Annotated in this window: 11 protein-coding genes; 1 reads left to right on the top strand and 10 read right to left on the bottom strand. The window is 58.9% G+C overall.

The window, feature by feature from the left end; translation table 11 throughout:
* Positions 1-48 precede the first annotated feature (48 nt).
* Entirely contained in the window at positions 49-1053 is a 1005-nt protein-coding gene (locus AAAX59_RS01660) for a helix-turn-helix transcriptional regulator (protein ID WP_349070230.1), read from the top strand.
* Positions 1054-1117: 64 nt separating this feature from the next.
* Here AAAX59_RS01660 and AAAX59_RS01655 read toward each other — a convergent pair whose 3' ends face one another.
* The 10 genes from AAAX59_RS01655 to AAAX59_RS01610 all read right to left on the bottom strand — a co-directional run bounded on the left by AAAX59_RS01655 (position 1118) and on the right by AAAX59_RS01610 (position 18274).
* On the bottom strand, positions 1118-2482 hold the full coding sequence (locus AAAX59_RS01655; protein WP_349070229.1) for an ATP-binding protein: 1365 nt from the start codon (positions 2480-2482) through the stop codon (positions 1118-1120).
* 352 nt (positions 2483-2834) lie between these two features.
* Complete coding sequence (gene gatB / locus AAAX59_RS01650) at positions 2835-4511, bottom strand: Asp-tRNA(Asn)/Glu-tRNA(Gln) amidotransferase subunit GatB (protein WP_349070227.1); 1677 nt, start codon at positions 4509-4511, stop codon at positions 2835-2837.
* Positions 4511-6025, bottom strand: coding sequence for an Asp-tRNA(Asn)/Glu-tRNA(Gln) amidotransferase subunit GatA (gatA, locus tag AAAX59_RS01645; RefSeq protein WP_349070226.1), 1515 nt, complete (start codon positions 6023-6025; stop codon positions 4511-4513). Before gatA ends, gatB begins: the two co-directional genes overlap by 1 nt.
* On the bottom strand, positions 6025-6336 hold the full coding sequence (gene gatC, locus AAAX59_RS01640; RefSeq protein ID WP_055250987.1) for an Asp-tRNA(Asn)/Glu-tRNA(Gln) amidotransferase subunit GatC: 312 nt from the start codon (positions 6334-6336) through the stop codon (positions 6025-6027). The genes gatA and gatC overlap by 1 nt, the downstream gene beginning before the upstream one ends.
* Positions 6337-6621: 285 nt before the next feature.
* On the bottom strand, positions 6622-7506 hold the full coding sequence (locus AAAX59_RS01635; RefSeq protein ID WP_349070224.1) for a class C sortase: 885 nt from the start codon (positions 7504-7506) through the stop codon (positions 6622-6624).
* A gap of 982 nt (positions 7507-8488) precedes the next feature.
* Positions 8489-10318, bottom strand: a complete 1830-nt coding sequence (locus AAAX59_RS01630; protein ID WP_349070222.1) for an isopeptide-forming domain-containing fimbrial protein — start codon at positions 10316-10318, stop codon at positions 8489-8491.
* 114 nt (positions 10319-10432) lie between these two features.
* Positions 10433-12097 carry a SpaA isopeptide-forming pilin-related protein gene (locus AAAX59_RS01625; RefSeq protein ID WP_349070221.1) on the bottom strand — a complete coding sequence of 555 codons (1665 nt, stop codon included), beginning with the start codon at positions 12095-12097 and terminating at the stop codon, positions 10433-10435.
* A complete protein-coding gene (locus AAAX59_RS01620) occupies positions 12090-15494 on the bottom strand; it encodes an FctA domain-containing protein (RefSeq protein ID WP_349070220.1) in 3405 nt (1134 codons plus the stop codon). Before AAAX59_RS01620 ends, AAAX59_RS01625 begins: the two co-directional genes overlap by 8 nt.
* Positions 15495-16000: 506 nt before the next feature.
* Positions 16001-16822 carry an HAD family hydrolase gene (locus AAAX59_RS01615; protein WP_349070218.1) on the bottom strand — a complete coding sequence of 274 codons (822 nt, stop codon included), beginning with the start codon at positions 16820-16822 and terminating at the stop codon, positions 16001-16003.
* 183 nt (positions 16823-17005) lie between these two features.
* Positions 17006-18274, bottom strand: coding sequence for an MFS transporter (locus tag AAAX59_RS01610; RefSeq protein ID WP_349070217.1), 1269 nt, complete (start codon positions 18272-18274; stop codon positions 17006-17008).
* Between the last annotated feature and the right edge of the window lie 20 nt (positions 18275-18294).

The following is an 18294-nucleotide window of genomic DNA, read 5'->3' as shown; positions in this document are numbered from 1 at the left end:
TCACAATCAAGCCAGGCGTGGACGTTTCTGCAAAGGAAAGGGACGCTTTTGCAAATACGACGGGCAGCGACCGACATAACCGAGCTCTACGCACCGCAATTTGAGCAGTTTGGCCTGGAGCTTACCGGCAAGGGCGCCGTCTTTACCGGCGAGGTGGCAAACGACCGGGCGCACGGACGCGCATGGATCATGCCCCTCTCCCCTGCCTGCATCGTCATGGAGCATTTCATTACCCCGACGCACGATATGTACCTGGCCGAATACACACCCGAGCCGTACGCCTGCGTGAGCGAAGTCAGCGCGCCCACACTTACATGCATGCCCGAGGCTGGTATAACGCCCGCGAACCTCAAACCATTGCATGGACCGTGGCCAAACAATGCCGTTTGCAGCTTTATCCAAGATAGCTGTGGCGAGGAATTAAGCCCGCTGTTTGCGGGGGAGCTTTATCACTCGCGCTCGGTGCTCTTTTTGCCTGGATATTTTGACGAACTGGAGCACCGCTATCCCACCGAGTTCGCGGGAATCTTTGAGGCGTTTGCCGAATCATGGCACGAGGAAGCGACGTCTGCCATCTGCCACACGCTGCGCCGGATTAACGAGGAACGCGCCCGCACCGTAGGCGGACACGTCTATATGCGGGGCATCGTGGAGACCATGGTCGCGGAGCTCGCCTGTTCGCGCGCGGCCCACAAGCAGGCGCGGCAGGCGGCAGACACACGCGTCAGCATAACCATGGCCGAAGAAGCAACGGCAATGATTGAGCGCACGCTCGACAAAGGCAGACATGTGGGTATCAACGAGGTGGCCGAGAGGCTCTACACAAGCCGCTCCAAACTATGCGCCACCTTTAAGGCCCAAACCGGCGAGTCCCTGGGCGCCTACATTCGCAGACGCCGTATGGAGCGAGCGCAGGACCTTTTGGCAGATAGCGCGCTCACGATAGCGCAGGTGGCAGAGCGTCTAGGCTACCCTCAGCAGGCCGCCTTCGCCCAAGCCTTCAAGCAATACACCGGCATGACACCCACGGCTTGGCGAAGCAAGCATCGCTAAGGCCCAAGCTCCCTGGCCGTAACGGAGCGATTAATTAGCCGCCGCCCGTCAGCTCACCCGGGATCTAAACGTCAAGATGCGCACAATCAAGCGCCTTTTTGATAAGAGGGACAGATCGATCAGCCAAATACAACGGAATGTTGAGCACCCCGTCGTCGAGCTTTAGGTTCTTAAGTGAGTAGCGGACCCTCAATGGAGTCGTCTCCGCATGCTTATCGGCATAGTACTTAAGGCTCTTGGAATGAACGACCTCTCCCGATTTGACCTCGACGGGCACGATTTCGTTCCCGACTTGAATCAAAAAATCGACTTCGTGCTTCGGCTTCTCGTTTGTCCAATAACGCGGAGCAGCATCTAACTGTGAAAGTAATGCCTGAAGCACATAATTCTCGGCGAACGAACCTTTGAACTCCGAAAATAGCGCATCCGAGATGGCAAAAGCGGACGCATCCAGTCTTGCCATGCGGCGCAGCAAACCGACATCAAGACAGTAGACTTTAAATGCCTTGAGGTCATCGTATGCAGAGAGCGGCACGCCACCGGCAGCATTAAGGCGAACCGCCATGATGAGCCCAGCATCGGCAAGCCATTCCAGAGCATCCTCGTATTCTCGAGCACGAGCCCCCTCGCGCACCGCACCCCAAACGAACTTTTTATTCTCGCGCGCCAACTGAGTTGGAATCGAGTTCCATATTTGCGAAAGCTTGGCGAACTGCGCATGGCCACCATGCTTGGCAAAATCGCGCTCGTAGGAATCCAAGAGATCGGACAACACCTTATCGACCTGAACGATATCGCCCGTCTTCACCCACCGACCAAGAGCCTCTGGCATGCCGCCACATGCAAAATAACGACGAAGATGCTCGACGAGACGGATATGGAAGAAATCGGGCACTGTCTCGATCTGATCCAGGCCGCCAAGGTATTCGTCGTAGTTTGCAGCGCCCTCGGCTTTCAGAAACTCGGAAAAGCTCATAGGGTGCATCTCCATGAACTCGACCTTTCCCACCGGAAAAGCGCTGGTCTCACGGGACAAGCGAACGCCCAACAAAGACCCTGCGCATGCGACGTGATACTCGGGGGCCTCGTCACAGAAGTATTTAAGGGCGCCGACTGCAGAAGGGCAATCCTGGATCTCATCAATAATAAGCAGCGTCTCGCCGGGATCGATAGGCTGTCCAAGTGCCAGGGAAAGGTTTGAGATGATCCGCCGAGGATCGCGCGTACCTTCGAAAAACTGAGCGTACTCGCTCTGTACCCCAGGTGACGGCTCCTCGAGCGTCAGATACACAAAATTGCGGTACGAGGTTCGACCGAACTCCTTAAGCGCCCACGTCTTTCCAACCTGGCGCGCCCCCTTAAGGATAAGCGGCTTACGATATTCCGACGCTTTCCAAGCGTTAAGCTTGGCAATGATATCTCGCTGCATGACCGAACCTCCCGCAAAGAATCTTCCGTAAACGTGATATTTCCCACATTTTACCCTAGGTAAAACGTGACATTTATCACATTTACGGAAGTTTTAAGCTCATTTCGCCACACTTTCATCACATTGAAAAGGCGGAGGCGCATTTTGCGCCTCCGCCACCATCTTTCCTATCAGCCCGCCTGACCCGAACGGCCGAGTCGTCTGGCCGGGGAAGCCCCGAGTCGCCGGGGTGTTTGCTCCAAATGAGTTCCGCATGCAAAGAAGGCCACTAAATGTGGCCTTCGTCTTGCATAGGACTGTTTGAAATTTGGAGGAAACACCCCGGCGACTCGGGGCTTCCCCGGCCTCGCAGCTACGAGAGCGACGTTCTCAGCAACTCGTTGAAGAGTTTCGGGTTGCCCTTGCCGCGGCTCGCCTTCATGCACTGGCCCACCAAAAAGCCGATGACCTTCTGGTTGCCGTCACGATACTGCTGCGCCTGCTCGGAACAGTTTGTCAGCACCTCGTCCACGATCGGCTGTAGCGCGCCGGCATCGCTCACCTGACGCATACCACGCTCGTCGACGATCTTGTTGGGGTCGTCGCCGGTCTGGGCCATGGCCTCAAAGACCTCGTGCGCCTGGTTGGAGCTGATGGCATCGGTCGCCAGCAGCTTGGCAAGGGCTGCCACCTGAGCCGGCGCAATACCGGACTCGGCGAGCGACACACCCGCACCCTTAAGGTAGGCAATCATCTCGTTCACCAGCAGGTTTGCAACCGTCTGGGCCTCCTTGCCGGCCATACCGGCAGCAGCGGCCTCAAAGAACTCGGCAAACTCGGGGTCGCCGGCAATCTGCTCGGCGTCGGCCGCCTTAATGCCAAAGTCGGCCTCAAAACGGACGCGCTTGGCATCGGGCAGCTCGGGAATCTCGCCACGGCAACGGTCGATGAACTCGTCGTCCAGGTCGAACGGCGCCAGGTCGGGATCGGGGAACAGACGATAGTCGTCAGCCGTCTCCTTCACACGCATGACCACGGTGCGCTTGCGGCTGGGCTCCCAGTGGCGGGTCTCCTGATAGATGATGCCGCCCTCCTCGAGTACCTCGGCCTGACGGCAGATCTCGTAAGCAAGGCCGTCGTGCAGGCTCTTGAACGAGTTGAGGTTCTTGAGCTCGGTCTTGGTGCCCAGCTTGGTCTCGCCGCGGCGACGCAGCGACACGTTGCCGTCGCAGCGCATGGAGCCCTTCTCCATGGAGCAGTCGGAGATGCCCAGCGTCACAAAGATGCGACGGAGCTTCTCCATAAACAGGCGGGCCTCCTCGGGTGTGCGCAGGTCGGGCTCGGTGACGAGCTCAATCAGCGGCGTACCGCAGCGGTTGTAGTCGACGAGCGACTCGGCCGCGGCGGTAATACGGCCCTCGGCACCGCCCACGTGCACCATCTTGGCGGCGTCCTCCTCCATGTGGATGCGCAGGATGCGAATGGGCACCGTGTAGGAACCGTCCTCGCGACGCTCAGGCATCTGCAGGTTGGACGCATCGTAGCTGGCCAGATGACCGGCACGCTGGTTGCCCTCGCGCATGGTCGACGTCATGGACGTGGACAGGCCCTCGGCGTTGGCCGAGGCGCTCGCCAGGCTCTGGGCCTCGGCCTCGCCGAATGCGCAGTCGGGGCGCTCGGCGGCACCGCGACCGGTCACATCCAGATCCAGGTGACCGTACATGGCAAAGGCGACCGGACCCTGCGTGGTCTGGAAGTTCTTGGCCATGTCGGGATAGAAGTAGTGCTTGCGGTAGAACATCGAGTGGCGCTGGATCTCGCAGTTGGCGGCGAGGCCGGCCTTGACGATGCTCTCGATGGCGCGCTTGTTGGGCACCGGCAGGGCGCCGGGCAGGCCCAGGCACACCGGGCACACGTTGGCGTTGGGCTCGTCATCGTGGCTGAGCTTGCAGTTGCAGAACATCTTGGTATCGAGTGCGGTGAGCTCGGTATGGATCTCCAGGCCGATCACGGCCTCCCAATCCTGCAGGACCTCGGAAAGCTCCTTCATTACAGCTCGCCTCCCTTCCCGGCAAAATCGGGCGCGACGGAAAGCGCGGGCGCGCCCGTGGCGGTATCGGCAAAACCGCGCTCAAGGGCGCGGGCAAACGTGAGCAGCTGACGGTCCTTAAAGGCAGGTCCCACCAGCTGGGCAGAAACAGGCAGCTTGCTGTCCTCGCCCAGGCCCAGCGGCACCGAGATGCCACCGTTGCCGCAGATGTTAAGCGAAATGGTGTACAGGTCGGACAGGTACATCTGCGTGGGGTCGCTGATCTCGCCAAACTTAAAGGCCGTGCGCGGCGAGGCGGGCATGAGGATGGTGTCCACCTTGGCATACGCGGCGTCGTAGTCCTGCGTAATGAGCGTGCGGGCCTTCTGCGCGGCGTAGTAGTACTTGTCGTATACGCCCGAGCTCAGCAGGTAGGCGCCGAGCATCTGACGGCGCTTGGCCTCGGCACCAAAGCCGTGGGCGCGCGAGAGCGAGCTCTGGTCGGACAGGTTGGCGCAGCCCTCCTCCTGGTAGCCATAGCGAATGCCGTCGAAGCGGGCCAGGTTGGAGAACGCCTCGGCCGGGCCGATGACGTAGTAGGCGGCGATGGCGGCGTCCAGGTGCGGCAGGTCGACCTCGACCAGCTCGGCGCCCTGATTCTGCAGCTCCTGAGCGGCGCGCTGAACGGCGGCCTTAACCTCGGGCGTCAGGCCCTCGGCCTCCATAAACGCGGGGATGATGCCCACGCGCTTGCCCTCGATGCTGTCGTTGAGGTGCTCGGTAAAGTCGACGGCGCAATCCTGGCTGGTGCAGTCGTACGGATCGTGGCCCGCGCCGGTGAGCGCATTCATGGCCAGCGCGACGTCCTCGACCGTACGGCCGAAGGGGCCCACCTGGTCGAGCGACGAGCCAAAGGCCACCACGCCATAACGGCTCACGGCTCCATACGTGGGCTTAAAGCCCACCACGCCGCACAGCGACGCCGGCTGGCGAATGGAGCCGCCGGTGTCCGAGCCCAACGAGAGCGCGACCTCGCCCGCGGCGACGGCGGCAGCGGAGCCGCCCGAGGAGCCGCCGGGCACGCGCTCAGTATCCCAGGGGTTGTTGGTACGGTGGAACGCCGAGCTCTCGGTAGAGCTACCAAAGGCAAACTCGTCCATGTTGGCCTTGCCCATGGGCAGGCAGCCGGCATCGAGCATGCGCTGGACGCAGGTGGCGGTGTAGACGCTCTGGTAGTTCTCGAGCATGCGGGAAGCGCAGGTGGTGCGCGTGCCCACGAGGTTCATGTTGTCTTTAATGGCCAGCGGCACGCCCGCGAGTGGAGGCAGCGGCTTGCCTGCGGCACGGTCGGCATCCACGCGCGCAGCGGCCTCGAGCGCGAGCTCGGGCGCCACCTGCAGGAATGCCTGGACCCCGCCCTCGCGCGCCTCGATGGCGTCAAGTGAGGCCTGGGCCACCTCGGTAGCGGTAAAGTCGCCGGCGGCAACGCCCGCGGCAATCTGGACGGCGGTAAGGGAATCGAAGCTCTGCGCCATTACTCGCTCTCCCCCTCTCCCAAAATGGACGGCACGCGGAAGTAGCGGTCGCGCGCGCTGCCGGCGTTCTCGAGCGCAACGTCGAGCGGCAGGTCGCGCTCGGGTTCGCGCAGGTCGTCGCCCATCACGTTGGACAGGCTTCCGATAGGATGGAACGTGGGCTCCACGTCGGGCAAGTCATATTGCAAGACGGGCTCGAGCATCTGGACGGCGTCGTTCATGTAGGACGTCATCTGGGTGAGCTCGTCATCGGTCAGTGCGATCTTTGCGTACTCGGCGATGCCGCGCACGTCTTTCTCGCTGAGTGCCATAGGCGCTCCCTTCCGCATAACAGTTAAACCGCTCTAGTATACAGGGCAACGCCGGCTTGAAGCAGGCGCTTTACCCAAATGCAGCGAAAACGTAACGAGAGCGGCGGGTTGGCAGGGCGGGTCCGGCAGACCTGCGGCGAAAACCGTCCCGCCCACAACAAAAACCGTCCCAACATTCGACGTTTTTCGGCAAAATCGCGATTTTCGTCGAATGTTGGGACGGTTTGGAAGCCCTCGAGCCACCACAAAGGTGCCTGTCCCCATTGTGGTGGTTCTGAACAATGGCTATGCCGAGGCCTTGGCCTTGCGGCGTTTGCGGATCGTGTGGACGACGATGTCCAGCAGCAACAGCACAATGGCAATAAACACGATGAGCAAGGCGAACTCGCGCTTGCCCCAGTGGCGGCCGGCGAGCGACTTCTGCTTGTCGACGTCCTTCTTGTTGTACTTAGTGCGGACGCAATGCACCAGCAGGCGGTGATCGTTCACGCCGTAGGGCGTGCAGGTAACGAGCGTCAGTTTGTCGGCGCCGGGCTCGATGGTCAGCGACTCCATCTCCTCGGGCAGTACGACCTCGGAGTCCACCATCTTGTAGGCGAGCGTCTTGTTCATGGTGTGCAACAGCACCAGGTCGCCGGGCTCCAGCGAATGGATGTCGTCGAACATGCTCAGATTGCGCATGCCCGAGTGCGCGGTGAGCACGCAATGCGTCGAGGTGCCGCCCACCGGCAGGCTCGTGCCCTCCAGGTGGCCGACGCCCGCCATAAGGACTTCCTCGCTCGTGCCGTGATAGATGGGCATGCTCACGTCGATGGAAGGGATCTCGACCCAGCTCATCATGGGGTCGCGGTCAAAGATGAGCTGCTGATCGTAGGGCTCGATCTGGTCGGCGGGAAGCTCGGTGGCCTCGCCGGCAAGTTGCTCGTTAAAGGAACGAGCCTGAAGCAGGATGCGCTCGCGCTCCTCTTCGGAGAGCGCGTCCACGGTGCTGGACACGGTGCTGATCTGGTTGAACACGCCCGAAGCCTCGAGCCGGTCCAAGATCCACGGCCAGGTCATAAGGCCCACGCCAATAAGAATGATGACGATGGTGATGAGCCGGTCGGCCCAACGCGGCAGCCGCTTGCGACGACGCTTGCTTGCCTTTTCTAAATGCTTGGCGCTCTTCACCACCGCACATCGCCTCCAATGATGTCTAAACAAATAATAGCCGATTAACAGGCCCCACGTCGGGCATGGGTTCGTATTTGAGTTTTCAAAATATCTCGAATCAACTGAGCGATTCGGGATACAATGTTTATAGAAAACGACGCATCCCGCGTAAGTGTTAAGGAGCGCGGGCAGCCTAGTTTTCTAACGTGTTAAACGGCCGGGCTGCAACCCCGGCCGTTTTTATTTGCGCTTGCGGCGCAAACGCCGAGAACTGTCCGCACCGCGCGTGCGCCTACGGACCTTAAACCGAACTTCATACGAGTCAAGAAACGCGATGACGAACGTGCCCACCGCCGCGAGGGCGGCGAGCGCGTTAAGGAATTTCAGCATTTGGGGACCTCCGATCGAGTCGTCGGCCGCCCGCGCACGGGATGCGTCGCAAAGCCATTTTACTGCGAGTGTATGCACCCACTGCTGGTAAACGCGATTTTGACAAACATTTGTTCGATAGTTACACACACGGTTCCTCATCCAGCGGAGCCTGGCCGCATTGTCCGGGTTTGCCCGACGTGTTTGCGTTTTCAAAATGTCCCGAATCGGCGAAACGATTCGGGATACAATAGCTACAGGAAACGACGCACCCCGCGTAAGTACTTTGGAGCGCGGGCGACCAGTTTCCGGTGTTGTTAAATGCCCGGGCCTCTAACCCCGGGCATTCTTATTTGCGCTTGTTGCGGCGCAAATGCCTTCTACCGTCCGCACCGCGCGTGCGCCTACGGACCTTAAACCGAACCTCATACGAGTCAAGAAACGCGATGACGAACGAGCTGCATCGGACGATGGAGGCTGGCTGCGTTATCCCAAAAGAACGGGGCAGACTCCAGTGCGAAGTCTGCCCCGAAAAGAGAATGGCAAAGCAAGAACGTGGATAGACGAGAAAAGTGTCCGCAAGTCTCATGGCCATCACATCCCACCTGCCAAAGGGATGGGTGAGCGAGCGTTACTCCTGCTCGGATTCCTCGGCCTGCTTACGGCTGCGGATGAGGTGTTCCACGCCGATGCACAGCACCGCGCCACCAGCGATCCAAGTGAAGGTCACGCCGTTAAGACCGGTCAGCGGGAGGCCCACGGACTTGGTGTTGCCGACGTTGATGGTGACCTCACCGGCAGTGGCGTTGACGGCGGCATCGTTAGCACCGTTCAACTTGTTGTCGCCGGCACTGTCGTCAAGCTTACCGAAGGCGATGTCGGTGCGTTTCTCGTCTGCCTTAGACACCTTTGCCTCAAGGGTCTTCACATTCATCGTGCCTTTGTCATACGTCGAGGTGATGGTGAAGGTGAAGGGGTCGGCCGTGGTTGGGTACTTGGCAGGGTCGGGGGTCTGGATCTCGGTCACCTTGTAGGAACCGGCGTCGAGACCGGAGACGACGATCTTGCCGTCATTGCCGGAAGTAAACTTCACACACTCGGGCAGGTTTTTAGTATCGGTGACGGTCACGAGCTGACCCGCGACGACGCTGACGCCATCAACAGTACCCTCCGTCGAGGCAATATACTGATTATTGGTATTCGTATCCGCGGACTGGATAGTGAACACAGCATCTCCAAGACCCTTCTCAGTGCCCTGGTCGACCTTCTTGAGGTTAAGCTTGAAGGCAAAGTCGGCGACGGTGTCCCCGATCGTCTCGCCCTTGTCCACGCCATACGGGTTGTTGGAGTACTCAAGCGTAACGGTGTTAAGGTTGCCGCCCTTCTTGAGGCTACCAGACTCATCCTTAGCGTTGCCAATTACAGCATTGCTATTGAGCTTGGCCTTATAGAAGACGACAATCTTGGTGCTGGCGTTTACGCCCTCAACGTCCTTGAGGCCCTTCTTGCCCTCGCCGACCTTAAACTCCACCGTCAGTTTGTTGTCAACACAGCGCGCATCGTACTTATTCGCTTGGATCTCGGTGTAGCTGCTGCCGTCGAACGCATACACCTTAACCGAGTCATTAACATAGTCGAGACCGCTGGAAAGATTGTCGGTAAACTTGTAGGCATAGCTATCGTAAGTAGCATAGTTGCTGGCAACCGAACCGGTAAGCTTGTAGTTGACCTCCTGGCCGATTTGGGAATCGGCAATTTTTTCCCACTGACCGGAGGTCTTGATATCCGTAGCAGCAGCAGCGGCAGCGGCATCGTCAAGGATCTCCTTATCGACGGTGGGAACATCCTTCTTGGGGGTGACGTTCATGCTGGTCTTGCCGTCAATCACGGCGTACACGGGCGCCGAGAAAGCATCGGTCGAATTATCGGTAGCCGTGCTATCCACCGCGTTAGTGAGGAACAACCAGTAACCGGCACCGAGCCCGGTGAGGGACGGGGTTCCTGCGCTCGTCGTCTTCCAATCGAAACCACTGCCATTCAGATTAGCGGCGATCATGCTCAGGACGTTGTTATTTGCCACCTGCTCTTTGTTTCCAGTCACACCGTGATTGTTGCTCAACCAGTCGGCAGCATCCTGAGCAATCGTGCTGGTATAAGTACCCTTACTATTAGCCACACTCCAGTCGTTAATTGCTTTTACGACGGCATCCTGAATGGTTTTTTTCTGCGCATCATTAGCACCTGCCCACTTAATATTCTTGACGTTAGTGTCATTCACGTCGGCCGTAAAAATCTGGATGCCCTTGTAAGTCGTAGTCGAAGAATACCCATCGTCCTTGAACGTCACAGCCGAGCCGCCATCAGCCGCAAACGCCATCGTGACCGGGGCCATGACTCCGCCGAAGCTCAGCGCTGCTGTGAGGCCGGCGGTTACTGCCAGGCGTGCGATGTTCTTGCTCATGCTCATCTTCTTTTCCTCTGCTTTCTGCTCGAATTCCATTTGATCTAAATCTGTCTGTCTGAATCTTAGCATTTACTTCGCTACGTCTCGCCCCGCTCTCTGTGGGGCTGCCAGCTACTCTTTATGGCTGCCACCTCCCCGCTTGACCAGGAGCGCGACCACGATGAGCGCGGCTCCGGCGACCGCTGCGGCGGCCGCGGCGTACATTGCCATATCGCCAGTCGAGGGCATAAAGCCTCCGGTGGTAATGCTAGGAGGTGTGCCGGTGGGCGTGTTGATGAGCGACGCCTCCAGGCTGCCCGTCGACCCGTCCGCGCTGTCGGCGCGCAGGGGCGACTCGGCCGTGATGGTGAGCTTGGGCTTGGCGGCGGCCACCTGATCCACGTCCAGGCCCTCGGCCTTGACCGCCACGGAGCGCGTGCCCTCAAAGGCGGTGTAGCCCTTGGGCGCCTTGAGCTCGCGGACCTCCAGCTTACCCGAGTCCACGCCCGAGACGGACACGCGGCCGTCCTCGCCCGTGGTGATGGTGGCCTTGCCGTCCGCATCCCACGTGCCGTCGGCCGCTAGCGTGCGGCCGCGGTCGTCGGCGATGCTCAGAACCGCCCCGGCAAGCGGCTTGTCGCCGTCGCTGCCGCGCTTGGTGAGCGCGAGGTCCCAGGTGTAGGCACACGCATCGTCGCTCGGCGTGCGGGCAAAGCCGGCGTCGCCGGACTGGTCGGCAAAGGGAGAGCGCGGGTAGCGCAGGTAGGCCTCGTTGGGGTTGCCCTTCGCGATGCCGTGGTTGCACGCGCTGTTGAGCGGCGCATTGTACACGGCGACCACGCGGGCGCCCGCGGTGAAGGCGTCGGCCCCGCCGAGCGCGGCGATCAGGTCGCCGGTGCGCACGGTGAAGGTCTTGCCGTCAACCGAGGCCCCGCACTGCGCCGTGATATCGGTCCAGCCCTTCGCGGGCTCGGTGCCGGCGCGGTCGGCCTTGCCGGTCGAGACGGCGTCAAAGCCGCCGTCCGTGCCCGCCGCCACGTACACGCGCATGCTCGCGACCACCTTGGAGGAGTCGAGTCCCGCGCCCATGGTGTCGACGAACCGCACTGTATAGGTGTCGTAGGCCGTGAGCCCGGCCGGGACCGTAGCCGAGAGGCGCCAGTACAGGTCGTCGGCGACCGTGGCGTCGGCGGCCTTCTGCCAGGCGGCGGTGCTGTCCTCCAGCACATGCTTAGCAACCTTGGGCGTCGCGGCCTTAGGCTTGACGGTGACGGCGCTGCCGCCCACCAGGGCCATGATCGGCGCGGTGCCGGCCTCGCCCTGGGCGATGGCGTCGTCGTCGGCGACGATGAGCCAGTAGCCGCAGGGCAGCTCGGCCGTCGTGCCCGCGTTAAGGGCCACGGACACGGCGCCAGAGCTCTGGAGGGAACGAGCGAGCTGTGCGCTCAGCGCGCTCGTAAGGTGGGAATCGGTGTTGAGCCACTCGGCAGCTTCCTGCGCGGTGGTCTGGGACTTGGGCATGCCGGCGCTGTGCAGCACGGGCAGGACGACGTCGCGCGCGGCGTCGTTTGCCCAGGCGAGATCGGTGGCGATCTTGGCGTCGCTGTCACCGTCGACGACGTCGGCGCTAAAGATCTGGTAGGCATCGTAGCCGCTCGCTACGGTGCCGCTCACCGTGATGGAACCGGTCGAGGTCGGCGTGGCCTGCGCGGAGGCGGGGAACACGACCGCGCAGGTGCCGATTATGAGGGCAAACAGTGCAAACAAGATCGGGAAGGAGCTAACATTCTTATTCACGACGCTCACCCCCCTTCGCATTCGCCTTGCGGCGAATGTGCATCCAGGCCGCAGCAGCGCAAAGCACCGCCGCGCCGGCAAGGTACGTCAGAGAGACGCCCGACATACCAGAAAGGGGCAAAGAGGTGGAGTAGGTGTTGGTGAAGGTGGGGGTAGTGTCGGTGAGCTTATGGTCGGCGGTATCGTCGCTTACCCACTTTCCATCGGAGCCAACGGTTCCTTTCCTGTAGGTCACCTGGCAGTCAATGGCTCCATCGGTTTTGTCCGTTGCAACAACCGTGAACTTATAGACTGACTTATCGAACTTGTAATGCGAGAAAAACGAGCTATCGTTCTTCTCGCGCACGTAGTACGTGAAGGTCTTGGAAGCACCACGACCCGGAACACCAGAATCGTTCTGCTTCAAACTGCCAAGGTCGTACTTAATCTCGTGGAACTCAAGCGTCTGAGTCTTTTTGTCATTAGCCGTCGTCTTAACCGTCTGAGCGCCCGCGAAGTCCGGGTTGTCCGCAAACTCGAGCGTAAACTCCTTCATCTCGCCACCCTCAACGACCTTAGTCGCCTTGGGAGTCCAGGAACCGTTGGAGGTGTACGGAGTGTTGGTGAAAGTCGCACCGCCAGTAAGCGCAACACATGCAACACCGTCTTCGGACGTTGGTGTAACCACAGTCTCAGTTGCACCATCAGACATCTTGGTGATCTTTACGTTACTTACCTTGTAGTACGTGTATTTAATGCCAAGCACGTCGTGCGTCCTGGTCGGATCCTCTATGACCGTAGGATCTATCTTGTAGATAGTCTTGTCATAATTAACAACGTCCTTGTCTGCGCCCGGAACCTCTACCAAGTAGTAAACAAGAGCGTCATCGGCATAAACTTCACCCAGATCAAAGGTGAAATTTCCATTTCCATCGTTTTTCACCGTATTGACCACCGAGCAGCCATTGAGCTGAAGAGTGTCATTGGCATCAAAACTCGGCACCGTATATCCCGTAACCTGACCGTTCTCATCCTTAATCTCGTTCTGCTTGAGTAGCTGGAAATCAAAGTCATTTCCTTTAAGCGTGCCGCCCTCAAACACCTTGGAGCCATTGAGCTTCATCTTGGGATAAACCTGGACCCCTTGGGTGGAGCCAGCGAAAACATTACCGTTGGTCATGATGCCGCCACCGTGGATGTTGGAGCTGTTGCCCGTGATGAAGAGCGTGGCTTTACTAGCGGCAAGCCCTTGATCCTCGGGGGAAGGATTTGCCTCGAGGCCAATCATGTACTTAGCTTGAGCGCCCTCGTACTTGCCGATGGTCGTAGGCGGCTCGATGATCGTAGACGGCTGACCGTCGATCGTGCCCTTCCAGTTGGCAGCGCCGCCACCAAGCATCTGACCAGTTACGGCAGCGATGTAGTCGCTATTATCTGACTTGCGAATCAGGAATAGATCCTTATGGCCGTTTTGCTTGAAGGTATCAGTGATTTCGCCACCCGTAACGGTTGTGGGCTGATCTTCATTCTTACCATTAGTACCACCCGATAGGTGGGCGCCGTTTTCATCGCGGTTTCCGAAAATCGCAATACCCTTGGTATCGGTAATAGCCGTTTTGCCAGTCGGGCAGGCAGCGAAGCCACCGCCAAAGCCCTCGGCATCATTGTTGGTAATCAATGCGTTATAAATCTTGAGGCTCGCTGAATTAACGCCCTTGTCGCTGTTGCCGCCTTGGACGAACACTCCGCCGCCACCCCAATCGTTGGTAGTATTGGTCGTATTGTTCGTGATGTAGGCTTTCTTACCGCTCACATTAAATTCGCCAACTGTAGGCGCAGCGATACGGATACCGCCGCCCTCCGAGTTTTGCGCCACGTTGCTAGCTATGGTTCCACCAGAAAACGTAAACCCGGAAAGAGCACTATTCCAAGCGCCAGCATAAACGCCGCCGCCAGCCTCGGCAGAGTAGTTGCCCGTGATGTAACCGCCTGCAATTGTGAGACTGCCGTCATTGAAAGCAGCAATGCCGCCACCACCGTGGCAACCGTTACCCTTGTGACTTTCATCGTAGTGCTGATATTTATTGTTAGTAATGTAACCATTCAAAATGGTCACCATGGAGTCCTTAGCACAAATTCCCGCGCCAAAACCCGGCCGATCCTTGAATGTACCGTTACCGGAAATTGTGCCGCCAGTCGTATCGCCAGTCATGTTGATTGTAGAGCCGTCAGCGTACACGCCGCCGCCTTCGGGAGCGTAGTTGCCCGCGATCACGCCACCGGTGAGGTTAAGAGTCGCGCCTTTGCCGTTCTTGATGCCAAGTTCGATGCCTGCGCCATGGCCCATAGAGGTTGCACCGCAAACGTAGCCACCGCTCATATTGACGGTAGAATCCTCCTCGGCATAAACCAAACTGCTAACACGGTTATTAACACTGTTATTTTGATCTCTGCTATTTTGCTGTTGCGTGATCGCGCCACTCTCGAGGTTAAACGTACCGAACTTGCCGCCAGTTTTGTAGAGATTAACGAGCCTCAGGTTGGCATGGTCACCGCATGCCACAATAGCACCCTTGATATCAACCTTATACTCTTTAAGGGTCTCAGTTGTACCGGTTATCTCGGTTGTACCGGTTCCTTTTGCGACCGATTCGGTTACGTAGTAGGTAAGTTTGTTCGGGATGTTGGAATCGTCGCATTCCATTGAAGCGAGATTGCCGTTCATTTTTTCTTGATTAACCGGGGTCTTTGTCGGAGCGGTTTGCGTGCCGTCCTTGACGGTCAGCGTCGCGCCACCGGTGATATTGAACAGAGGCTGACCATTACTCGCATACTTAATCTTATGGCCGTTTAGATCCAGCGTGATATTGCTACCGTCATTGCCGAGCTGAATTGTCTTATTGTTATCATTATCATTCGTAAGATCAATATCCTCCGTAAGCATAAAGTTGACTGTGCCCCTCGCCCCCTCCAGCTTAGTTTTCAGCTTATCCGCGCTATCTATCATCTCATCGGATGCCGTTTCAGCCTGCTCGTTTTCCGCGACCGCCTTTACAGCATTGTCATCCGACGTCTCGCCGTCTTCACCCCGTTGCTCGTCCTCAAGCTGATCCTCAGACTGACCCTGCTCAACGCCATTTGAAGAGTCGGCCTCGTCGCCCTCGGTCTCGTCACTATTCTGGTCTTCAGCGCCCTTGTCTGCGGCGTTGTCCGCACCGGCGTCCTCGCCCAAAGAGCCCTCATCCGCAACGGTCTTCACGGCCGCGCCCACCTGACCATCGTTGGCAATGGCCTGCGAGATCGGAGGCATGACGAGTGACAGTACCAGGCTCAACACGGAGGCTCCGCACAAAACGCCTGCCAGTACACGGCGCGTCGCTTTATTACTCTGCTTAGATTTGTCCGAATTCGCTTTCATCGATGTCTCCTCCCCAAGAGACCGCGATCTTGCTCTTTCACCATCAAACGTATCTGCGCAATCTGTAATTGCGTTCGTTTAGTAATGCAATTATACGATTGTTTAAACATCTGAGCAACAAAAACCGATAGTTTTGTAGTGAGTTCTCAATTCTCTTGACAATTGCTCGGATTTACCTTCGTTTATTCGCTATCTATTTGTTGTTTTTGCTGGTAATTTAGTTGCCTATTATTTTTTAATGGCATTAGATTTATTTGCACAACATTTTGCTCAAGAGCAAACATCCTGTGAACGGTCGAAAATCGACCGTGGGCGGTAGGTCATTAACCGGGATGAATATCCTACCAAACTGATGAGAATATCTTTAACCCATCGGTAGTTAGAAGCGTGATGTTCAGACAACAATATTTGAATTTTCGCACAGATTTTAGGTATCAATTCGCCCAAATCGCCTGAGGCCACCGCAAAAAGAGCCTGCCCCTTTCTGCGGTAGTTCTCCCCCAGCGCTACAGCAGATGTTCCTCGATAAAGATCGCGATGCCGTCTTCGTCGTTGCTGGCGGTTACATAGTCCGCAGCGGCGCGGGTGGCATCGCTGCCATTTGCCATGGCCACGCCTACGCCGGCGTCGGCCACCATGCAGGTGTCGTTATCGGCATCGCCAAACACGCAGATGTTCTGGAGCTCCATGTCGTTGAGCTCCGCCACGCGCACAAGGCCGCGCGTCTTGGACACGCGCGGATCCATAAACTCGTAGAGCCGCTGCGTGGTTTGCAGGGCGGCTGCCTTAACGGTGTCGTCGGCGAACGTCGATGCGCGCTCGATGACCTGCGGCATCACCTCGGGCGCCATGGTGAACATCACCTTGGGCTGCGGCTCGCGCAAGAACTCGGCAAAATCGACCACCTTATAGGGCACGCCGTCGACACGCGATAGATGCTCGACGCATGCATTGGTCTCGGGAACGTAGAACACGCCGTCTCGGGGGCAAACGGGCGTTGCCGGAAGGTCCGCCATGTGCTTGCAGATGCGCGCGATGGTTTCGCCCGGCAGCGGGTAGCTCAGCTCGTTGATGCCGTGCGCGCGGTCGATGACCTCGGCGCCGCCACAGCCCACCATCACGTCTACCAGGCCGTCGATGCCCCAGAGCTCGTACATAGCCTCGGTCGCGTGGGCGTCGCGCCCGGTGCACAGGCCAAAGAGCACGCCGCGCTCGCGCAGGGCGCGGATCGCGGCCACGGTGCGCGGGGACACCGTGTGCTCGCTTGTGAGCAGCGTGCCGTCGATATCGCAGAACACGGCTTTGATGTGGCTGAAGGTGGCGTCCATGGGGCCCTTTCTGGGTAGTGTGGCGGTGTGGGAAGCGATTGGAAATGGAGTACATGGTATACCAAGGCGCGAGCACGGCACGAAGGAGCAAAAACCGCCACAAAGGTGCCTGTCCCCTTTGTGGTGGAAGTGACGTTTGCCCAGATAAAACCTGCCAAAATAAACCTGTCCCTTTTTGGCAGGTTAGCGATCCAGATGTTTGCGTCCAAACAGCAGCAGCGCCGCGGGGACCGCCGTTACGACCATGCCCGCACCAACGAGCGTCTGCTGCACGCCAAACGTCGCCGCCAGCCAGGGGGCGATCGCCAGCGGGACCACGCCGGCGAACATGTTGCCAAAGCCCATGACCGAGTTGACGCGACCAAGCTGCTCAAGCGGAGCCGTCGTTTGTACGATGGTGTTGTGGAGCGGGTTGACGACGCCCCAGGCCACGCCTAGGGCGATCTGGCCGATGAGGGCCACGCCCACGTACGGCGTTCCCACGTAGAGCAGGCTTCCCAGGCCCACAGACATAAGCGCCACGAGCAGCGTTTTGAGGCTGACGAGGCGCGGCGGCATGCGGAGCGCGACCACGGTGCCCAACACCGCGCCCACACCGGATGCCGACGAGAGCCAGCCCATCCACTCGACGCCGACGTGCAGGACGTCACGATAGAAGAATGACTCCAGCGGGTCGAAGGCTCCGTAGCCAAAGTTCGAAAGGAAGATGATGCAGAAGAGCAGGGCGAGGACGCTGTTGGTGAAGACTGCCTTGATGCTGGTCGCGAAGGTGGCACGGGCGGACGCGCTGGGGTTGGAGTTTTGTCCCGTGCGCTTCCACTCCTCTGCCGAATCGGCATTCTCCCGTCCGGCGACGCGACCTTCCTGCGGCTTAAAGCCCCAGCCGGCGATGAACGCCAGCAGGGTGAACAGCATCATGAGCACGAACACCGCGCGCGACGATGAAGCCGCCGCGGCAAAGCCGCCCAGCGTGGGGCCGACGATAATGCTCGCGTTGGAAAACATGGTGATGGCGGAGTTGATGTCTTTGAGCTCGACAGGGTCGTCGGTGAGGTAGGCCGGATAGGACGTGGCGATGGGCTGTGCGAGCCCCATTACAAAACCCAGGAGCGCCGCGCCGGCAAGGACCGTTCCGGTCGCGTCGCCAAAGACGATGATCGCCGCGCCGGTTGCCAGCGTGCCGACGATGCTCAGCATAAAATGGCGGCGCGGGCCCCAGGCGTCGAGCACCGCACCACCCGCAAAGGACCCCAGGATCACGAAGACGTTCATGAACAGGACGGCCAGCGACGTCGCGACGACCGAGGCGCCATCCGCATAGGTAAGTGTTCCGATAACGCCGATAAAGTAGCTGGTCTGGAAGCCGGTGTAGATCAGAAACCGCATTGCCACCAGGCGCTTTGCTTGCATGGACAGCGATGGTTGGGATTTTGAGATTCGAGATAGGGACATGGGCGCTCCTTGTTGCATAC

This window comes from Collinsella sp. CLA-ER-H2 (genome assembly GCF_040092405.1).
Classification (GTDB): Bacteria; Actinomycetota; Coriobacteriia; order Coriobacteriales; family Coriobacteriaceae; genus Collinsella.
The sequence above is the reverse complement of the archived record's forward strand: the minus strand, read 5'-3'. Positions and strand labels throughout refer to the sequence as shown.